We start from the raw sequence: 15727 nt of genomic DNA on the forward strand, positions 1-15727 counted from the left end.
ATCCGGCCTACATAACGTTTAACTATCCGTTGGCCGGATAAGGCGGTAAGCCGCCATCCGGCACCATGATGAGCACACCAACAGGATTGCACCATGACTAAAACTCTTCTCGGCGTGAGTATTTTTTCCTTCAGCGTTTTGTTCAGCGCAACGATTCTCGCGCAAACCACGCCGGATTACGCAAAGCTTATCGACCAGGCACATCAAAAATATAAAAGTAACCACGATGGAAAAGTCGCCGACTACATCCCTGCCCTGGCGACCTACAGCCCGAATAACTTTGCCATCACCATTGCCACGGTGGACGGCAAGATCTACCAGGTTGGCGATGTTAACAAACCCTTCCCCATGGAATCCCTGAGCAAAGTCTTCACCATGGCGCTCGCCATGGAACAGCACGGCCCTCAGGTGGTGCTGGACAAACTCGGGGCCAATGCCACCGGCATGCCCTTCAACTCCGGTTTAGCGGTTGAGCTGACCAAAGGCGCGCCTGAGAACCCGCTGGTAAACGCCGGGGCGATGAGCACCGTTAGCCTGATTGAAGCCAAAGACAAAACCGATCGCTGGAACAAAATCCTCGACAACCTGAACGTCTGGGCCGACGCCACACTCACGGTTAATGAGCCGGTCTTTAAATCCGAGATGGAAACCAACCAGCACAATCAGGCGCTGGCGAAGCTGATGGAATCCTATAACAGCTTCTATGGCAATACCGACGAAGCTGTCGAAATTTATACCCGTCAGTGCTCGGTGGATGTCACCGTTGAGCAACTGGCCAAAATGGGGGCGGTACTGGCGAACAAAGGCAAATCTCCATTCAACGGCAAGCAGTTGCTGAATGAAAAATATGTTCCGCAGGTACTGGCAGAAATGGCGATTGCCGGACTATACGACGGCAGCGGTAAATGGCTCTACACCGTGGGCATCCCGGCAAAAAGCGGCGTCGGCGGCGGCATGGTCGCCGTTGTCCCGGGCGAATATGCGATTGCCGTCTATTCTCCGCCGCTGGATGAAGCCGGTAACAGCGTTCGCGCCCAGAAAACGATCGAATATGTCGCCGAGGCGACAAAAGCCAATGTCTTTTTAGCGCATTAAGCAATTACGGATGGCGTGAGCGCCATCCGACATATTAACTAAAAGGTGAGATGTAAACATGTCTAAACCATTTGTCTGGCAGGAACTCTTTGTTCAGAGTAAAGATAATACCGAATATGAATTACTGAGTAACCAGCACGTTGCGGTAACGGAGTTAGACGGAGAGGAAGTGATTAAGGTTGCGCCAGAAGCGCTAACCTTATTAGCCCAGCAGGCATTTTATGAGGCTTCATTTTTCCTGCGCGCCGGACATTTAAAACAGATAGCCAGCATTCTGCACGATCCGCAGGCCAGCAGTAACGATAAGTACGTCGCATTGCAACTGCTACGCAATGCTGAGGTTTCGGCCAAAGGCGTCCTGCCCAACTGCCAGGATACCGGGACGGCAACCATTGTGGCCTGCAAAGGACAGCATGTCTGGACCGGCGGCGATGACGCAGAAGCATTAAGCAAAGGCGTGTACACCACCTTCACCGAAAACAACCTGCGTTACTCGCAAAATGCCCCGCTGGACATGTATACCGAGGTCAATACACAGACTAACCTGCCGGCGCAAATCGACATCAGCGCCACGCCGGGTAATGAATACCGTTTCCTGTTCGTCAACAAAGGCGGCGGCTCTGCTAACAAAGCGGCGCTGTTCCAGGAAACCAAATCTATTCTGCAGCCGGAAAAGCTCACCGCGTTTCTGATCGAAAAAATGAAATCACTGGGTACAGCCGCCTGCCCGCCGTATCACATCGCTTTCGTCGTTGGAGGCTTGTCCGCCGACCAGACGCTGAAAGTTGCTAAACTGGCTTCAACTAAATATTACGATAACCTGCCCACCAGCGGGAATGAACTGGGTCAGGCATTCCGCGATACGGCGCTGGAAGCCGAGCTGCTCAACGCCAGCCGCGAGTTTGGCATCGGCGCGCAGTTTGGCGGCAAATACTTTGCCCACGATATCCGGGTGATCCGCCTGCCACGCCACGGCGGCTCCTGCCCTATCGCCATGGCTCTCTCCTGCTCAGCCGACCGCAACATCAAGGCCAAAATCAACAAACACGGAATCTGGCTGGAGAAACTCGAGCATAATCCGGGCAAATTTATTCCCGATTCGCAGCGGGTGGAAAATGGCGCTCAGACCGTACAACTGGATCTGAATCGTCCGTTGCGCGAGATCCTGCAGGATCTCACCACTCTGCCAATTGGGACGCGTTTATCGTTAAACGGCCCGATTGTTGTGGCTCGCGATATCGCGCATGCCAAAATCAAAGAGCGCCTGGATAACGGCGAACCGATGCCAGATTACATGAAAAACCATATCGTCTATTACGCGGGCCCGGCTAAAACCCCCAGTAATCTGGCCTGCGGTTCGCTCGGTCCTACAACCGGCGGGCGCATGGACGGTTACGTCGATGCTTTCCAGGCCGCGGGCGGCAGTCTGATCATGTTGTCGAAAGGCAACCGCAGCGCGCAAGTCACGGATGCGTGTCGCAAACATGGTGGTTTTAACCTTGGCAGCATTGGCGGCGCCGCAGCCTTGTTGGCGCAGCAGTACGTGAAGAGCCTGCACTGCCTTGAATATCCCGAGCTCGGAATGGAAGCGGTGTGGATGATGGAAGTTAAAAATATGCCGGCCTTCGTATTAGTGGATGACAAAGGCAATAACTTCTTTAGCCAGTTTGAGCAGCAGCATCGCTGCGCAACCTGTCCGGCAGGACATTAAGGAGTCACCATGGAAGCGCGAGCCAATAATGACAGACACCGCCAGCGTCAGCAGAAACTGAAAGAACAGGTTGATACCCGCGTGGCGGCGGCAACGGAGAAGAAAGGGATCCTGATTGTCTTCACCGGCAACGGTAAAGGAAAATCCACCGCAGCCTTTGGTACGGCAACGCGCGCGGTTGGTCACGGAAAAACCGTTGGCATCGCGCAGTTTATTAAAGGCCAGTGGGATAATGGCGAGTACAACACGCTGCAACCGCTCGGTGTCGAATTTCATATTATGGGCACCGGATTTACCTGGGAAACCCAAAATCGGCAAGCGGATATCGAGGCGGCAACGGTAGTCTGGCAGGAAAGTAAGCGCATGCTGGCTGATCCGCAGTACGATCTGGTGGTGTTGGATGAGCTCACCTACATGCTGGCTTACCACTATCTGGACACCCAGGAGGTTATCAGCGCCATCGAAAATCGCCCTGTGGAGCAAAGCGTCATCGTGACCGGGCGCGGATGCCATGCGCTGTTACTGGAACTGGCCGATACGGTCAGTGAAATTCGCCCGGTCAAGCACGCGTTTGACCGCGGGATTCAGGCACAGATTGGAATCGACTGGTAGCCGTTCTTTTGCCGGATAACGATGCTAACGCGTCTTATCCGGCCTACCAATCTTTGTAGGCCTGATAAAGCGCAAACCACCATCAGGTAGCCGACACCACGGACTTACTGAGCAACCAGTTACGAAATGTCTGTAAATGCGCAGACTCCGATTTCTCTTCACGCCACGTCATAATGAAACGGTTCCCGGTGCGCATCGGAACATCGCAAGGAATGACCATATCACCATTGTCCAGATCGTGCTGAATGGCAAAACGAGGAAGCAGCGCAACCCCCAGATTAGAACGGACCGCCGCAATCAACATCGACAACAGATCAAATCTCGGGCCTTTATTTACCAGCGGGCTGCTGACGTTGGACAGCGCAAACCATTCCTGCCAGCCTTTGATTCGCGTACTCTGGTGCAACAGCGGGTATTCGTTCAGCAGTTCGTGGACTGACAGTTTCCGTTCCGGTTCAGCCAGCAGACAGCGGCTGCAAACTGGCAGAATTTCCTCTTCAAACAGGTACTCAACCTCTGACCACGGTGAGTAGAAATCTTCGCGCATAATTGCCGCATCATACTCACGATTAAGAAAATCACCGATATTCGCCAGCGAATGGATGTTCACGATAATATCAGGATTGAGTTTGTTAAACTCGCGCAGGTTGGGGATCAACCAATGCGTACTGAACGTCGGATTTACCGCCAGCTCAATAACCTGTACGGTCGGTTGCCAGGTCATTATTGTGGTCGTATCGCGCTCGAGTTTATTTAACGTTTCTTTAACGATACTTAAATAGTGTTTGCCGGCCGCATTTAAAAAAATACGTTTTTTGGCATGATTAAATAGCGCGGTATTAAGAAAATCCTCCAGTGCATTCACCTGGCGGAAAACAGCACTTTGTGTTAACGCCAACTCTTCAGCTGCCCGGGTATAACTTTCGTGACGCGCAACCACTTCAAAAGTTACCAGCAACTCCGTCTTGGGTATTTTTCCTCTCATAACCTCTTCCATATGCAGCGTACAAAAATAGTTTAATTTATAAAAAATAATTCAAGGCACCCAGATAAGCACCGAGAGTTATATTTTATTTTCTCCATTGATGTCATTGATCCAATCCATGATTTGCTCACACTGATGGCGGATAAATATTAACCAATAATACTCAAGCACAACAATAAACACAATTTAAATAAGGTTAAACCTAAGTAAATAGTGCCAATAAGTTCTTAATAATTTTTCAAGTCTTCTTGTTTATTGCAGAAAAAACTTTGCGAGATTAATCAATATTATCCATGCGCTAATCCTGGATAATTTCACGTTATAACTTACGGGCAAACGACTGCTTTTAATCATTTATTGATGTCGTTTGTGCCATTTTTTGACAGACGTGATAAAGGACACATTGTGAAAACTTTCGGAAAGGTCTGGCTCGTTGGAGCAGGTCCTGGTGATATTTCATTACTGACCCTCAAAGCAATGATCTGCATTAAACAGGCCGACGTCATTATTTACGATAGGCTGGTCAATCCTAAAATTTTGGAATGGGCATTACCTGACTGCCTGCTTATCAATGTCGGCAAAAATCCAGGCTTCCATTGCGTTCCCCAGGATGAAATCAACGCACTGCTGGTCCAGTATGCCCAAACACACCACAACATTGTGCGCCTCAAAGGTGGCGATCCGTATGTATTTGGCCGTGGGGCTGAAGAAGTTGAGGATCTGGTTGAAATGGGCATCCCTTTTGAAGTTGTACCGGGTATTAGTTCTACGATTGGCGGCCTGACCTATGCCGGTATCCCGGTGACGCATCGCGATTTTGCCTCCGGCTTTCACGTGGTGACTGGCCACACGCGGGAAGGCAATCAGCAGCAGGACTGGCGTCAACTGGCGAAACTTAACGGCACGTTGGTCATCGTCATGGGTATCGCCAATCTGGCGTTTATCTGTGAAGAGCTGTTGATGGGCGGGAAATCAGCAGACACGCCCGCCGCGCTAATTATGTCCGCGACCCGAGAAAATCAACGCCGCCTGACCTGCACGCTCGGTTCATTATTGAGCAAGGCGCAGGAAGCGAATATTGTTCCACCGGCGCTGATTGTAATCGGAGATATGGTGACCCTGAGCGATCGACTCTCTTTTATACCTGAAGCCATCACGCTGCCAGACAATCTTTACTGCGAAAGTCTGGCGTGACGAAAAGACTGGGGCGACGTTTGATGCGCCGCCCGGAAAACGCGGCAAAAGTAACTGGTTTGCGCGTATTGCAGTTTCCTGGCAATACTGTCTATGGAATGAAGCGGATCGTGTAATAACTCCCCTGCTTTTTGCATTTTTTTCTGACTCACCCAGGTTTTAAAATTAACACCCTGGCGTTTCTTGAAAAACCGGCTGAAATAGTTCGCGCTTAAGCACACATGAGCCGCGACAGATTCCAAAGACAATTCACCATACAAATTTTCGTCAATATAACGCAGCGCCGCCATAAGTTTTTTCTCGTGGCGTGAAGGCTCAGTGAAATAATGATGAGCGTAACGGGTTGCCGGAACTACAATCTTCTCAGAGATCAATTGTTCTTTCTCAAAATTATCAACAATAAAACTTAACAAATTTGCTGACGCCACCAGTACATTATTATCCACCATCGCAGACTGGCCCCACTCAGCTTTAATTTCGGGGTTATTAATCCATGAGTTTTTGTTATCAATAGCGATAGTTTTATATTCCTGATACTTTACCCGCACCTGCCCGCAGATAATAAAACCGTAAAGGTGTCCCTCATGAATTAATGGCATCGAGAACAGGCTTAGCCCTGCATGACAGGTGAGTATTCTGGGTTTAAGCTGTTTTAATGCCTCAAAAGCGCAGTACTTGTCGCACTTTTGGCAACCTGCTCGATAGCGCTCATCCGCATGCATAAATGTGCAAAACGAATTAAAATTATGACATTCAGACAACGCTATACCGTTAATATCAACGACGACTGTGGCTAACCCAGTGGCTCGGGAGAAGAGTTCTGCGATAGAGAAAAAACGGTGTAAATAGTCATCCTGGATTTTCAGCGGCACGTTATCCTCCGGCATTAACAATATTAAGGCCGCTAATATGCAAAAATTAGCCTCAGGAAAGAATGATGCTCACCGCAAAAAATAATCTCATTTGTGCAGATGATTATGATCAATTGGCAAGAAAATTATAGCGACCACGATAATACTCTGCAGCACACCGCCGACTCCGCTTTCTCAAAGATTAACGAATCTTCACACTCTCTTGTGAGACTCTTTTCGCAACACTCAACACCTAACTTCATTATTTTCAATAAATTACCCGTTTTTAATCTGAATTGATGATGTGCTTATTTGTGATAATCATCATGTGAATGTGAAAGGCCCTCCTGAATAATATGTTCAATTAGCAAACAATCTGAACGGAGTTGATCCATGGCCGTCACCACAGGCGTTATCGCCGACGATTTTACCGGCGCAACGGACATTGCAAGCTTTATGGCGCAGCAGGGGTGGCGCGTCGCGCTTCTGCCCGGTATGCCCGATACCGCGCAATGCTGGAATGAAGAGGTTGACGCTATCGTCATCTCGCTGAAAAGCCGCTCATTACCCGCAGAACAGGCCGTCGCCCAATCCCAGGCCTGTGCCCGCTGGCTGAAACAAAATGCAGGTGTCCGCCAGATTTATTTTAAATATTGTTCGACGTTTGACTCCACGCCAACAGGCAATATTGGCCCGGTCAGCGATGCATTGATGAACGACCTGCAGGTTCCGCTGATCGTCCACTGCCCCGCTCTGCCGCAAAACGGACGCACGGTGGTGCATGGTCATCTTTTTGTACACGGTGTACTGCTTAACGAATCCGGGATGGAAAAGCATCCGCTCAATCCAATGAACGATGCCAGCCTGCCGCGCCTGCTAAGCGCGCAAACGCCAGGCGCGGTTGGTTGCATCAACCTCACGACCCTGCGTCAAGGTGTGGAAGCGGTCACTTACGCCCTGGCCCAACTTCAGGCTGAAGGTACGCGTCACGTTATCGTCGATACGCTGGATGAAGCAGATCTCAACACACTGGCGCAAGCTCTCCATGCCAGCCCTCTGTTAGCCGGGGGCTCCGGGCTCGGCGGCGCGCTGGCCGCCTGCAGCGGAGGCCAGCAATCCATGCCGCCGGACTCTTTTCCACTGCCTGCCAAAACGGTGGTGTTCTCCGGTAGCTGTTCGGCAATGAGCAATCGTCAGGTTAATCGCTATAAGGCCGCGGCAGCGTCTCGTTTGCTTGATGTGTCCCGCTGCCTGTCTGATGCCGAACGCTACACCGATGAACTGAGCGCCTGGGCGATGACACATATCAGCGACCCATTAGCGCCATTGATATACGCCACCCAGCCGCCAGACGTACTCAAACGTATTCAACAGGAGCACGGCGAACAGGCCGCCAGCCAGGCAATCGAACACGCTTTTGCCCGGCTGAGCACAAAGCTACGGACTGCGGGTGTAAACACCTTTATCGTCGCGGGCGGAGAAACCTCCGGCACCGTTGTGGAAGCCTTGCAGGTGAAGCGTCTGTCCGTCGGCAAAGCCATTGCGCCAGGCGTGCCGTGGGTATTTTCCTCCGGTCTGGCGCTGGCGCTGAAGTCAGGCAACTTTGGTGACGACGATTTCTTTTTTACTGCCCAGGAGTACGCATTATGAATTCGGTGAGTGAACACCAACTGCGCGAACTACTCGTCCACTATGGCCGTTCCCTGTTTATGCGCGGTTACAGCAGCGGCGGTTCCGGCAATCTTAGCGTCAAAATGCCAGATGGCGGCTATCTGGTGACCCCGACCAACTCTTGTCTGGGCGAGCTTGATCCTGCCACGCTAAGTCGGCTGGATGCCAACGGCGTTCATCTTAGCGGCGACAAACCCTCAAAAGAGGTGCCCATGCATCTGGCGTGGTATCGACATCGGCCATCCTGCGGCGCGGTCGTGCACCTGCATTCTCCATGGCTGACCGCGCTCTCCTGCCTGCCGTGCACCACGCCGAAAAACTGCCTGCCGCCGTTAACACCGTACTATGTGATGCGCGTCGGGCAGTTACCGCTGCTGCCCTATTTCAAGCCTGGCCATGAAGGCATTGCCAGCGCACTGAGTGAAATCGCGGCAGACCATACGGCCGCGCTGCTGGCCAATCACGGGCCGGTAGTAAGCGGTCGCTCGCTGCGTGAGGCGGTGTTTAACGCCGAAGAACTGGAAGACAGCGCCCGCATCTGGCTGACGTTAAAACCGCTTGGCTATGTTCCGCTCTCAGAAGAAGCGGTGGCCGAACTTGAACATTCCCGGCAAGCGTGAGGTGACATAATGATCCCCGAGCAACGACGTGATTTTATCTACCGCTACGTGCACGAAAAAAATGCCGCCTCATTTAATGAACTGGCAGATTTGATGAGCGTGTCGCATATGACCGTGCGTCGCGACATCCAGTTGCTGGAAGAAGAAGGCAAAGTTATTGCCATTAACGGCGGAGTGAAGCTCAATAACCTGCTGAAATCCGAGCTGCCATGGCGGGAAAAAGCCGAGTTGAATCATGACGTGAAACGTAAAATGGGCCAGCTCGCCGCCATGCTCATTGAGCCCGGACAAACGCTGTATCTGGATGCCGGAACGTCGTTGTTTGAAGTGGCGAAAGCGGTCGCCGCCAGCCACTGTTTCAATCTGACGGTAGTAACCAACGATTTTTCCATCAGCCACTATCTGATGGATATGCCGCACATAACGCTCTATCACACCGGTGGTCTGGTGGATCAGCGTAACCGCTCATGCCTTGGAAAAAGCGCCGCCAGTTTTCTGCGCACCATTAATATTGACGTGGCGTTTCTGAGCTCCTCATCGTGGGATACCGAACGCGGCATGTCGACGCCGAGCGAAGGGAAAGCCTCGGTTAAAGAAGCGGTACTCACCGTTTCCCGGCGTCGGGTGCTGGTCTGCGACAGCAGTAAGTTTGGCAAATACGGCATGTTCCATATCTGTGGGCTGGAACAGTTAACCGACATTATTTCTGATAACCGGTTACCGGAAAACGCCCAGCAAACTCTTGCCAGCCAGGGCGTTAAGCTGCATCTGGTTGATAACCGGGAGGGTGCGCGCCATGCTGAAGTTAGCGGCTAACCTCGACTGGTTGTTTACAGATTTACCGATAGCGGCGCGATTTGCGGCGGCGCAGGCGGCTGGTTTTCGCGGCGTTGAAGGACTATTTCTCTGGCAGCACCCGCTGGCGCATTTGCACGCTGCACAGCGGGAAACATCCCTGCCGGTGGTGCTGATGAACGCACCGGCGGGTAACTGGGCACAAGGTGAGCGGGGACTGGCCGCGCAGCCCGGTCGAGACCCGGAATTTCACCATAGCCTGAACGTGGCGCGTGATTACGCCACGGCGCTGGGCTGTCGTCGGGTTCACGTTATGGCCGGTTCGCGCTGCGACGATCTGACGCTTCACGCTCAGCGCACTCTCCTGACCAACCGGCTGCGTATCGCCTGCGATATGATGGCTGAAGCGGAAATCGATGTGCTGATTGAACCGTTAAATTCGCAGGATATGCCCGGTTATTTTATTGACAGCTTTCCGTTGGCCGAATCTATTATTCAAGAGGTTGGCAAGAAAAATATCGGTTTACAGTTTGATATTTACCACTGTCAGAAAATTCATGGCAATGTGGCAAAAAATATTGAACGCTACTTCACCTTAATTAAACATTTTCAAATTGCTTCTGTCCCCTATCGCCATGAACCGGGAACAGGTGAATTAAATGAAACATGGCTATTCGATTTTATTAGAAAAATGAATTACCAGGGCTGGATTGGCTGTGAATATCAACCATCAACATCAGGGCCCGACTCATTAAACTGGATAACGCCTTACCTATAATTTAAATATCTCTGTACCGGAGGAAAATATGTCGGATACTGTTATTATTTCGCTGGCACCCGTTGCCGCGGATTGCCCCAGAGTTATACCCGCAGAACTGGCGCAGGAAATACTCGCCAGCGTAGAGCATGGCGCGTCCATCGTGCATTTACACGTTCGCGATAAACAGGGTCGCCTGACGCCGGATACCACCGATTTTCAGGCGACCATTGATAGCGTCATGCGCCATTCAGACCTGATTATTCAGGCATCTACCGGCGGCGTCTCTTCAATGTCCATCGCCGAACGCTGCGCGCCACTCTCCTGTCCCGGCGTAGAGATGGCTTCGCTGAATGTCGGTTCCGTCAACCTCGGAGATGCGGTGTACTTTAATCCCGGTCCGGACGTGGAATATTGCTCCCGGCAAATAGTCGAGCGCAATATTATTCCCGAGTTTGAAGTTTTTGAAATTGGCATGATTAATAACATCCTGAACCTTGAAGATAAAATAAAATTCCAAAAACCCATGCTCTTTAATATCGTCCTCGGCCATCGCGGCAGTACGCCAGCAACCATTGACGCTTTAATTGCTCTGCGTAGCATGATCCCGCGCGATGCCTTATGGGGTATTACTCATTTTGGCAGAAAGAATTTCGATATTATTGCCGCCGCCGTCGGCATGGGGGCCAGTGAAGTACGAATCGGCTTTGAGGATAGCTATTATTTAAGCGCTGAAGAAAAAGCACAGCATAATTACCAGCAGGTTGCCAAACTCGCCACGCTCATTCGCAGCATGGATAAAAAAGTCGCCACGCCAGAAATTGCGCGGCACATGTTATCTATTCCATCCCGGCAGCAATAACAACAGCAAGGACATTTCAACATGACTATGACCACTGTTATTCACAAAACCGGACTCGGTATCAGCGTTGCGGGCGCAGCGCTAGCGATTATCGGTGCGCTAATCCAGTCCGCTGCGCTCTGGCAGCCAGGGCTGGTGATGTTCACCGCCGGATTCGCCGCCGGTGCAGGCTACTGGCCGGGTCTACGCAGCTATCAATTTACGCTATGGATCATCGCCGGATTTGTCGCCGCCATGACCTGGTCTACGGATCTGATCGTCTGGGGCGGTTTCAATATCACCCATAAATGGATCGTATTCCTCGTCATTCAGGCCACCATGTTTAGCATGGGCACTAAGCTAACGATCCAGGATTTTATTGACGTCGCCAAAATGCCGTGGGCGGTGTTTATTGGCACCTTCTGCCACTTCGTTATCATGCCTCTGCTCGGCCTGAGCATTACGCTTATCTTTAACTTTCCGCCTGAGGTAGCGGTCGGGATTCTGCTGATTGGCGCCTGCCCAAGCGGACTCTCCTCTACCGTCATGGTCTATATCGCGAACGCCAACCTGGCGCTGGCGGTCTCGATCGCCGCAGTCTCAACGCTGGCGGCGACGGTGATGACGCCGCTGTGGGTTAATCTGCTGGCGGGGTCGATGATCGATATCCAGCTCACCGCAATGGTAATGGATGTGGTGAAAATCGTATTGATCCCCATCGGCGCGGCAATTCTGCATGACTATCTGAAAACCTATGCGGGCGTGCGCGGACGCCGTGTCGTCCAGATGCTGGCCGGGATCGGCGCTCTTTGGCTGCTGTATATGATTGCTGGCGGCTGGGACACGCTGTTTGGTCACGCCAGCGCCGACGCGCAAATGTACGCGGTGGTGCTCAACTTCGTGGCAGGCGGTCTCGTCTGGGCATTGTTCTACAACTGGCTGTATGGCCGCGTGGCGGGCGTGAAGAAAATCATGCCGACCATCTCAATGATGGGGATCATTTTCTTTACGACCACCGCAGCCGCAGCCGGGCGCGAGAACCTGGTGCAGGTCGGCTTCCTGCTCTGCTTCGCCATGTTGATGCATAACCTCGGCGGCTTCCTGATTGGCTATCTGATGAGCCGCTGGATCTTCCGCATGGACGTACAGTCTGCCCGCACCGTAGCCTTTGAAGTCGGCCTGCAAAACGGCGGCATGGCGTCCGGGCTTGCCGCAGCGATGGGCAAACTGGCAACGGTTGGCCTGGCCTCGGCGGTGATGACTCCGCTTGGCAACGTCAGCGGCTCGCTGCTCGCGAACTACTGGCGCAAGAAAGACGCCAAACAGGCGCAGGCCGCCGCAGCCAAAGATCCCGTTCAACCCGCTTGCGAAAATCTGTCAAAAGGATAATCACGATGACAACTCTCACTCTGGGGCATGCCCTGCGCGCCGTGGCCTCTGCGCTCGACCTTGCCGAAACATGTTACGCAAAACGCCCGTTAAGCGTAGCCGTATGCGACGCCAATGGAGAACTACTCAGCTTTGCGCGGATGGATAACGCCAAACTGTTAACCATCGAGTTAACCCAGCGCAAAGCACGCACCAGTAGCCGCCTGGGCTGTACCACACAGGCATTTTTACAGCGCCTGCAGAAAGAGCAACTGGATATTGGTTATTTTGCCGACCCGCTGTTTACGGCGCTGCCGGGCGGGATCCCGATTCTGCACCAAGGAAAATGCCTTGGTGCCGTCGCGGTAGGCGGTTTATCCGCGCAGGAAGATCATGATGCGGCGCTGGCCGTCGCGGAAACGTTACTTAAGGAGATTGCCCAATGAAAAAGGTCGCCATGCTGCATACCAGTGCCGCCACGCTTACGATGATGCAACAGCTGATTGCCGACATCATGCCGGATGTTGAAGTCATGCACCTGGTGGAAGAATCCATGATCAAGCAGGTAATGAAGGCCCAGGGCGTGACGCCCAATATTGCCGCCCGCATCGCCGATTATGTACATTTTGCCGAAAAGGCGGACTGCGATATCTTTATTACCGCCTGCTCCTCAATTGGTACTGCGGTGGAGCAATGCCAGTTTATGACCCCACTGCAGCTCGCGCGCATTGACTGCGCAATGGTGGAAGAGGCGATTGAAAAAGGTGAGCGGATCGCCGTACTGGCGACCGTGGCAACCACGCTGAAGCCAACGCTGGATTACGTACAGCGCAAAGTGCAGCAGAGCGGTAAATCGCGAACCATCACGCCTATATTAATGGAGGAGGCATTCCACGCGCTGCTGGCGGGAGACATGGATACTCATGACCGTATCGTCAGTGAAGGGTTACAGAGCGCCTTTACCCAGGCGGATGTTGTGATGCTGGCGCAAGCCTCGATGGCGCGCGTTTTACAGCAGCTCCCTTCCCCGCCGGTGCCGGTAATGACCTCGCCGGAAAGCGGAATTCGCTGGTTGAAAACACTGGCTGAAAGCTGAATTACAGGCCAAAAAAAAGGCCATCATCAGATGGCCAACCATGTCGAAACGGGACCAGCCCTTGACTATGCAGAGAGTCAGGGCTGTTTTTTTTCTTACTTAATCACTGTTTTCAGCGCTTCGCCGATATCAGCCAGGCTACGAACGGTTTTCACGCCAGCGGCTTCCAGCGCAGCGAATTTCTCATCCGCCGTACCTTTACCACCTGCGATGATCGCCCCAGCATGACCCATACGTTTACCTTTCGGCGCCGTCACACCCGCGATGTAACCCACAACCGGCTTGGTCACATGATCTTTAATGTACGCCGCCGCTTCTTCTTCCGCGCTACCGCCGATCTCACCAATCATGACGATCGCTTCGGTCTGCGGATCTTCCTGGAACAGCTTCAGGATATCGATGAAGTTAGAGCCAGGGATCGGGTCGCCGCCGATACCCACACAGGTAGACTGACCAAAACCGTAGTCGGTGGTCTGCTTAACCGCTTCATAGGTCAGCGTACCAGAACGAGAAACGATACCGACTTTACCAGGCTTGTGAATATGGCCCGGCATGATGCCGATTTTACATTCGCCAGGGGTGATAACACCTGGGCAGTTCGGGCCGATCATGCGTACGCCCGCTTCATCCAGCTTCACTTTCACGGTCAGCATATCCAGCGTTGGGATACCTTCAGTGATGGTGATGATAAGCTTGATACCTGCATCGATAGCTTCCAGGATGGAGTCTTTGCAGAACGGAGCCGGAACGTAGATAACGGTGGCGGTTGCGCCGGTCGCTTCTACTGCTTCACGTACGGTGTTGAACACCGGCAGACCCAGATGCGTGGTGCCGCCTTTGCCCGGCGTAACACCGCCGACCATTTGCGTACCGTAAGCAATCGCTTGTTCAGAGTGGAATGTCCCCTGGCTACCGGTGAAGCCCTGGCAGATAACCTTGGTATCTTTATTAATTAAAACTGACATTATTTCCCCTCCACTGCGGCAACAACCTGCTGAGCTGCATCCGTCAGACTTTTCGCTGCAATAATATTCAGGCCGCTATCAGCCAATTTTTTCGCGCCGAGTTCAGCGTTGTTACCTTCAAGACGTACCACGACCGGAACGTTAACGCCCACTTCTGCTACCGCGCCGATGATACCGTCCGCGATCAGGTCGCAGCGTACGATACCGCCGAAGATGTTAACCAGTACGGCTTTAACATTGTCGTCAGAGAGGATAATTTTGAACGCTTCGGTTACACGCTCTTTGGTCGCACCGCCGCCGACGTCGAGGAAGTTAGCCGGTTCGCCGCCGTGCAGTTTAACGATGTCCATGGTGCCCATTGCCAGGCCCGCGCCGTTAACCATACAACCGATGTTGCCGTCCAGAGCGACGTAGTTCAGTTCCCACTGTGCGGCCTGTGCTTCACGCGGATCTTCCTGAGACTGATCGCGCATTTCACGCAGGTCAGCCTGGCGGAACAGCGCGTTACCGTCAGCGCCCAGTTTGCCGTCGAGGCAGATCAGATCACCCTGCTTGGTCACCACCAGCGGGTTGATTTCGATCAGCGCCAGATCGCGCTCAAGGAAGATAGTCGCCAGACCCATGAAGATCTTGGTGAACTGCTGGACCTGTTTACCTTCCAGACCCAGTTTGAACGCCAGTTCACGACCCTGATAAGGCATCGGACCGGCCAGCGGATCGAGTGCTACTTTGTGGATCAGGTGCGGCGTTTCTTCCGCCACTTTTTCAATTTCCACGCCGCCTTCGGTAGAGGCCATGAAGACCACGCGACGGGAACTACGGTCAACAACTGCGCCGAGGTAAAGTTCTTTACCAATGTCGGTCGCTGCTTCAACCAGAATCTGATTTACCGGTTGACCATGGGCGTCTGTCTGGTAAGTGACCAGACGTTTACCCAGCCAGTGTTCAGCAAAAGCGCGAATGTCTTCTTTGCTGTTCACAACCTTCACACCGCCCGCTTTACCACGGCCACCAGCGTGAACCTGACATTTCACTACCCACGGGCCTGCGCCGATTTTAGATGCAGCTTCTTCAGCTTCACGCGGAGTAGTACAGGCATAACCCACCGGTGCCGGTAAGCCATAGCGGGCAAAAAGTTGTTTTGCCTGATATTCATGTAAGTTCAT

The 15727-nt window shown here is 52.6% G+C and carries 16 protein-coding genes; 12 read left to right on the forward strand and 4 right to left on the reverse strand.

What is annotated here, in order from left to right; translation table 11 throughout:
* Positions 1 to 93: 93 nt before the first annotated feature.
* Genes glsA through cobO form a run of 3 tightly spaced genes read left to right on the forward strand, consistent with a single transcriptional unit; the run spans position 94 to position 3418 of the window.
* Entirely contained in the window at positions 94 to 1095 is a 1002-nt protein-coding gene (gene glsA, locus HV350_RS16750; protein ID WP_181628956.1) for a glutaminase A, read from the forward strand.
* A gap of 58 nt (positions 1096 to 1153) precedes the next feature.
* Positions 1154 to 2806 (forward strand): class I fumarate hydratase, encoded by a 1653-nt coding sequence (locus HV350_RS16755; RefSeq protein ID WP_016152300.1) that lies wholly within the window; start codon positions 1154 to 1156, stop codon positions 2804 to 2806.
* Positions 2807 to 2815: 9 nt separating this feature from the next.
* Positions 2816 to 3418 carry a cob(I)yrinic acid a,c-diamide adenosyltransferase gene (cobO, locus tag HV350_RS16760; protein WP_016152299.1) on the forward strand — a complete coding sequence of 201 codons (603 nt, stop codon included), beginning with the start codon at positions 2816 to 2818 and terminating at the stop codon, positions 3416 to 3418.
* A gap of 82 nt (positions 3419 to 3500) precedes the next feature.
* Here cobO and HV350_RS16765 read toward each other — a convergent pair whose 3' ends face one another.
* Positions 3501 to 4403 (reverse strand): LysR substrate-binding domain-containing protein, encoded by a 903-nt coding sequence (locus HV350_RS16765; RefSeq protein ID WP_016152298.1) that lies wholly within the window; start codon positions 4401 to 4403, stop codon positions 3501 to 3503.
* A 405-nt stretch (positions 4404 to 4808) separates the two neighbouring features.
* On the opposite strand from HV350_RS16765, the gene cobA reads away from it, so the two are divergent.
* Positions 4809 to 5597, forward strand: a complete 789-nt coding sequence (gene cobA / locus HV350_RS16770; RefSeq protein WP_181628957.1) for a uroporphyrinogen-III C-methyltransferase — start codon at positions 4809 to 4811, stop codon at positions 5595 to 5597.
* Here cobA and HV350_RS16775 read toward each other — a convergent pair.
* Positions 5576 to 6469, reverse strand: a complete 894-nt coding sequence (locus tag HV350_RS16775) for a PocR ligand-binding domain-containing protein (RefSeq protein ID WP_181628959.1) — start codon at positions 6467 to 6469, stop codon at positions 5576 to 5578. The genes cobA and HV350_RS16775 overlap by 22 nt on opposite strands.
* A 372-nt stretch (positions 6470 to 6841) precedes the next feature.
* Here HV350_RS16775 and otnK point away from each other — a divergent pair, with 372 nt between their 5' ends.
* The 8 genes from otnK to HV350_RS16815 are packed head-to-tail and all read left to right on the forward strand — an operon-like array spanning position 6842 to position 13596.
* Positions 6842 to 8098, forward strand: coding sequence for a 3-oxo-tetronate kinase (gene otnK, locus HV350_RS16780; RefSeq protein ID WP_181628961.1), 1257 nt, complete (start codon positions 6842 to 6844; stop codon positions 8096 to 8098).
* Positions 8095 to 8739 carry an aldolase gene (locus HV350_RS16785; protein ID WP_016152294.1) on the forward strand — a complete coding sequence of 215 codons (645 nt, stop codon included), beginning with the start codon at positions 8095 to 8097 and terminating at the stop codon, positions 8737 to 8739. Before otnK ends, HV350_RS16785 begins: the two co-directional genes overlap by 4 nt.
* Positions 8740 to 8748: 9 nt before the next feature.
* On the forward strand, positions 8749 to 9555 hold the full coding sequence (locus HV350_RS16790) for a DeoR/GlpR family DNA-binding transcription regulator (RefSeq protein ID WP_046274719.1): 807 nt from the start codon (positions 8749 to 8751) through the stop codon (positions 9553 to 9555).
* Positions 9536 to 10312 carry a TIM barrel protein gene (locus HV350_RS16795; protein WP_016156007.1) on the forward strand — a complete coding sequence of 259 codons (777 nt, stop codon included), beginning with the start codon at positions 9536 to 9538 and terminating at the stop codon, positions 10310 to 10312. The genes HV350_RS16790 and HV350_RS16795 overlap by 20 nt, the downstream gene beginning before the upstream one ends.
* A 28-nt stretch (positions 10313 to 10340) precedes the next feature.
* The gene (locus HV350_RS16800) at positions 10341 to 11153 is read left to right on the forward strand and encodes a 3-keto-5-aminohexanoate cleavage protein (protein WP_049269273.1); all 813 of its coding nucleotides are present in this window, start codon (positions 10341 to 10343) and stop codon (positions 11151 to 11153) included.
* 21 nt (positions 11154 to 11174) lie between these two features.
* Positions 11175 to 12521 (forward strand): bile acid:sodium symporter family protein, encoded by a 1347-nt coding sequence (locus HV350_RS16805; protein ID WP_103929031.1) that lies wholly within the window; start codon positions 11175 to 11177, stop codon positions 12519 to 12521.
* 5 nt (positions 12522 to 12526) lie between these two features.
* On the forward strand, positions 12527 to 12946 hold the full coding sequence (locus tag HV350_RS16810) for a heme-binding protein (protein WP_016152289.1): 420 nt from the start codon (positions 12527 to 12529) through the stop codon (positions 12944 to 12946).
* Positions 12943 to 13596 (forward strand): aspartate/glutamate racemase family protein, encoded by a 654-nt coding sequence (locus HV350_RS16815; protein ID WP_181628962.1) that lies wholly within the window; start codon positions 12943 to 12945, stop codon positions 13594 to 13596. Before HV350_RS16810 ends, HV350_RS16815 begins: the two co-directional genes overlap by 4 nt.
* A 95-nt stretch (positions 13597 to 13691) precedes the next feature.
* On the opposite strand, the gene sucD is transcribed toward HV350_RS16815, so the two are convergent.
* Positions 13692 to 14561 carry a succinate--CoA ligase subunit alpha gene (gene sucD / locus HV350_RS16820; RefSeq protein ID WP_003022929.1) on the reverse strand — a complete coding sequence of 290 codons (870 nt, stop codon included), beginning with the start codon at positions 14559 to 14561 and terminating at the stop codon, positions 13692 to 13694.
* Positions 14561 to 15727 (reverse strand): ADP-forming succinate--CoA ligase subunit beta, encoded by a 1167-nt coding sequence (gene sucC / locus HV350_RS16825; RefSeq protein WP_003022927.1) that lies wholly within the window; start codon positions 15725 to 15727, stop codon positions 14561 to 14563. The genes sucD and sucC overlap by 1 nt, the downstream gene beginning before the upstream one ends.

Origin of the sequence: Citrobacter sp. RHBSTW-01013 (genome assembly GCF_013781985.1) — a bacterium.
Lineage (GTDB): Bacteria > Pseudomonadota > Gammaproteobacteria > Enterobacterales > Enterobacteriaceae > Citrobacter > Citrobacter braakii.

What these genes read in the sequence shown, in the direction of transcription:
- HV350_RS16755 (WP_016152300.1), top strand. Translation starts at nt 1,154, where the DNA reads ATGTCTAAACCATTTGTCTGGCAGGAACTCTTTGTTCAGAGTAAAGAT.
- HV350_RS16765 (WP_016152298.1), bottom strand. Translation starts at nt 4,403, where the DNA reads ATGAGAGGAAAAATACCCAAGACGGAGTTGCTGGTAACTTTTGAAGTG.
- HV350_RS16795 (WP_016156007.1), top strand. Translation starts at nt 9,536, where the DNA reads ATGCTGAAGTTAGCGGCTAACCTCGACTGGTTGTTTACAGATTTACCG.
- otnK (WP_181628961.1), top strand. Translation starts at nt 6,842, where the DNA reads ATGGCCGTCACCACAGGCGTTATCGCCGACGATTTTACCGGCGCAACG.
- sucD (WP_003022929.1), bottom strand. Translation starts at nt 14,561, where the DNA reads ATGTCAGTTTTAATTAATAAAGATACCAAGGTTATCTGCCAGGGCTTC.
- sucC (WP_003022927.1), bottom strand. Translation starts at nt 15,727, where the DNA reads ATGAACTTACATGAATATCAGGCAAAACAACTTTTTGCCCGCTATGGC.
- HV350_RS16815 (WP_181628962.1), top strand. Translation starts at nt 12,943, where the DNA reads ATGAAAAAGGTCGCCATGCTGCATACCAGTGCCGCCACGCTTACGATG.
- HV350_RS16800 (WP_049269273.1), top strand. Translation starts at nt 10,341, where the DNA reads ATGTCGGATACTGTTATTATTTCGCTGGCACCCGTTGCCGCGGATTGC.
- HV350_RS16810 (WP_016152289.1), top strand. Translation starts at nt 12,527, where the DNA reads ATGACAACTCTCACTCTGGGGCATGCCCTGCGCGCCGTGGCCTCTGCG.
- cobO (WP_016152299.1), top strand. Translation starts at nt 2,816, where the DNA reads ATGGAAGCGCGAGCCAATAATGACAGACACCGCCAGCGTCAGCAGAAA.
- HV350_RS16790 (WP_046274719.1), top strand. Translation starts at nt 8,749, where the DNA reads ATGATCCCCGAGCAACGACGTGATTTTATCTACCGCTACGTGCACGAA.
- HV350_RS16785 (WP_016152294.1), top strand. Translation starts at nt 8,095, where the DNA reads ATGAATTCGGTGAGTGAACACCAACTGCGCGAACTACTCGTCCACTAT.
- HV350_RS16805 (WP_103929031.1), top strand. Translation starts at nt 11,175, where the DNA reads ATGACTATGACCACTGTTATTCACAAAACCGGACTCGGTATCAGCGTT.
- glsA (WP_181628956.1), top strand. Translation starts at nt 94, where the DNA reads ATGACTAAAACTCTTCTCGGCGTGAGTATTTTTTCCTTCAGCGTTTTG.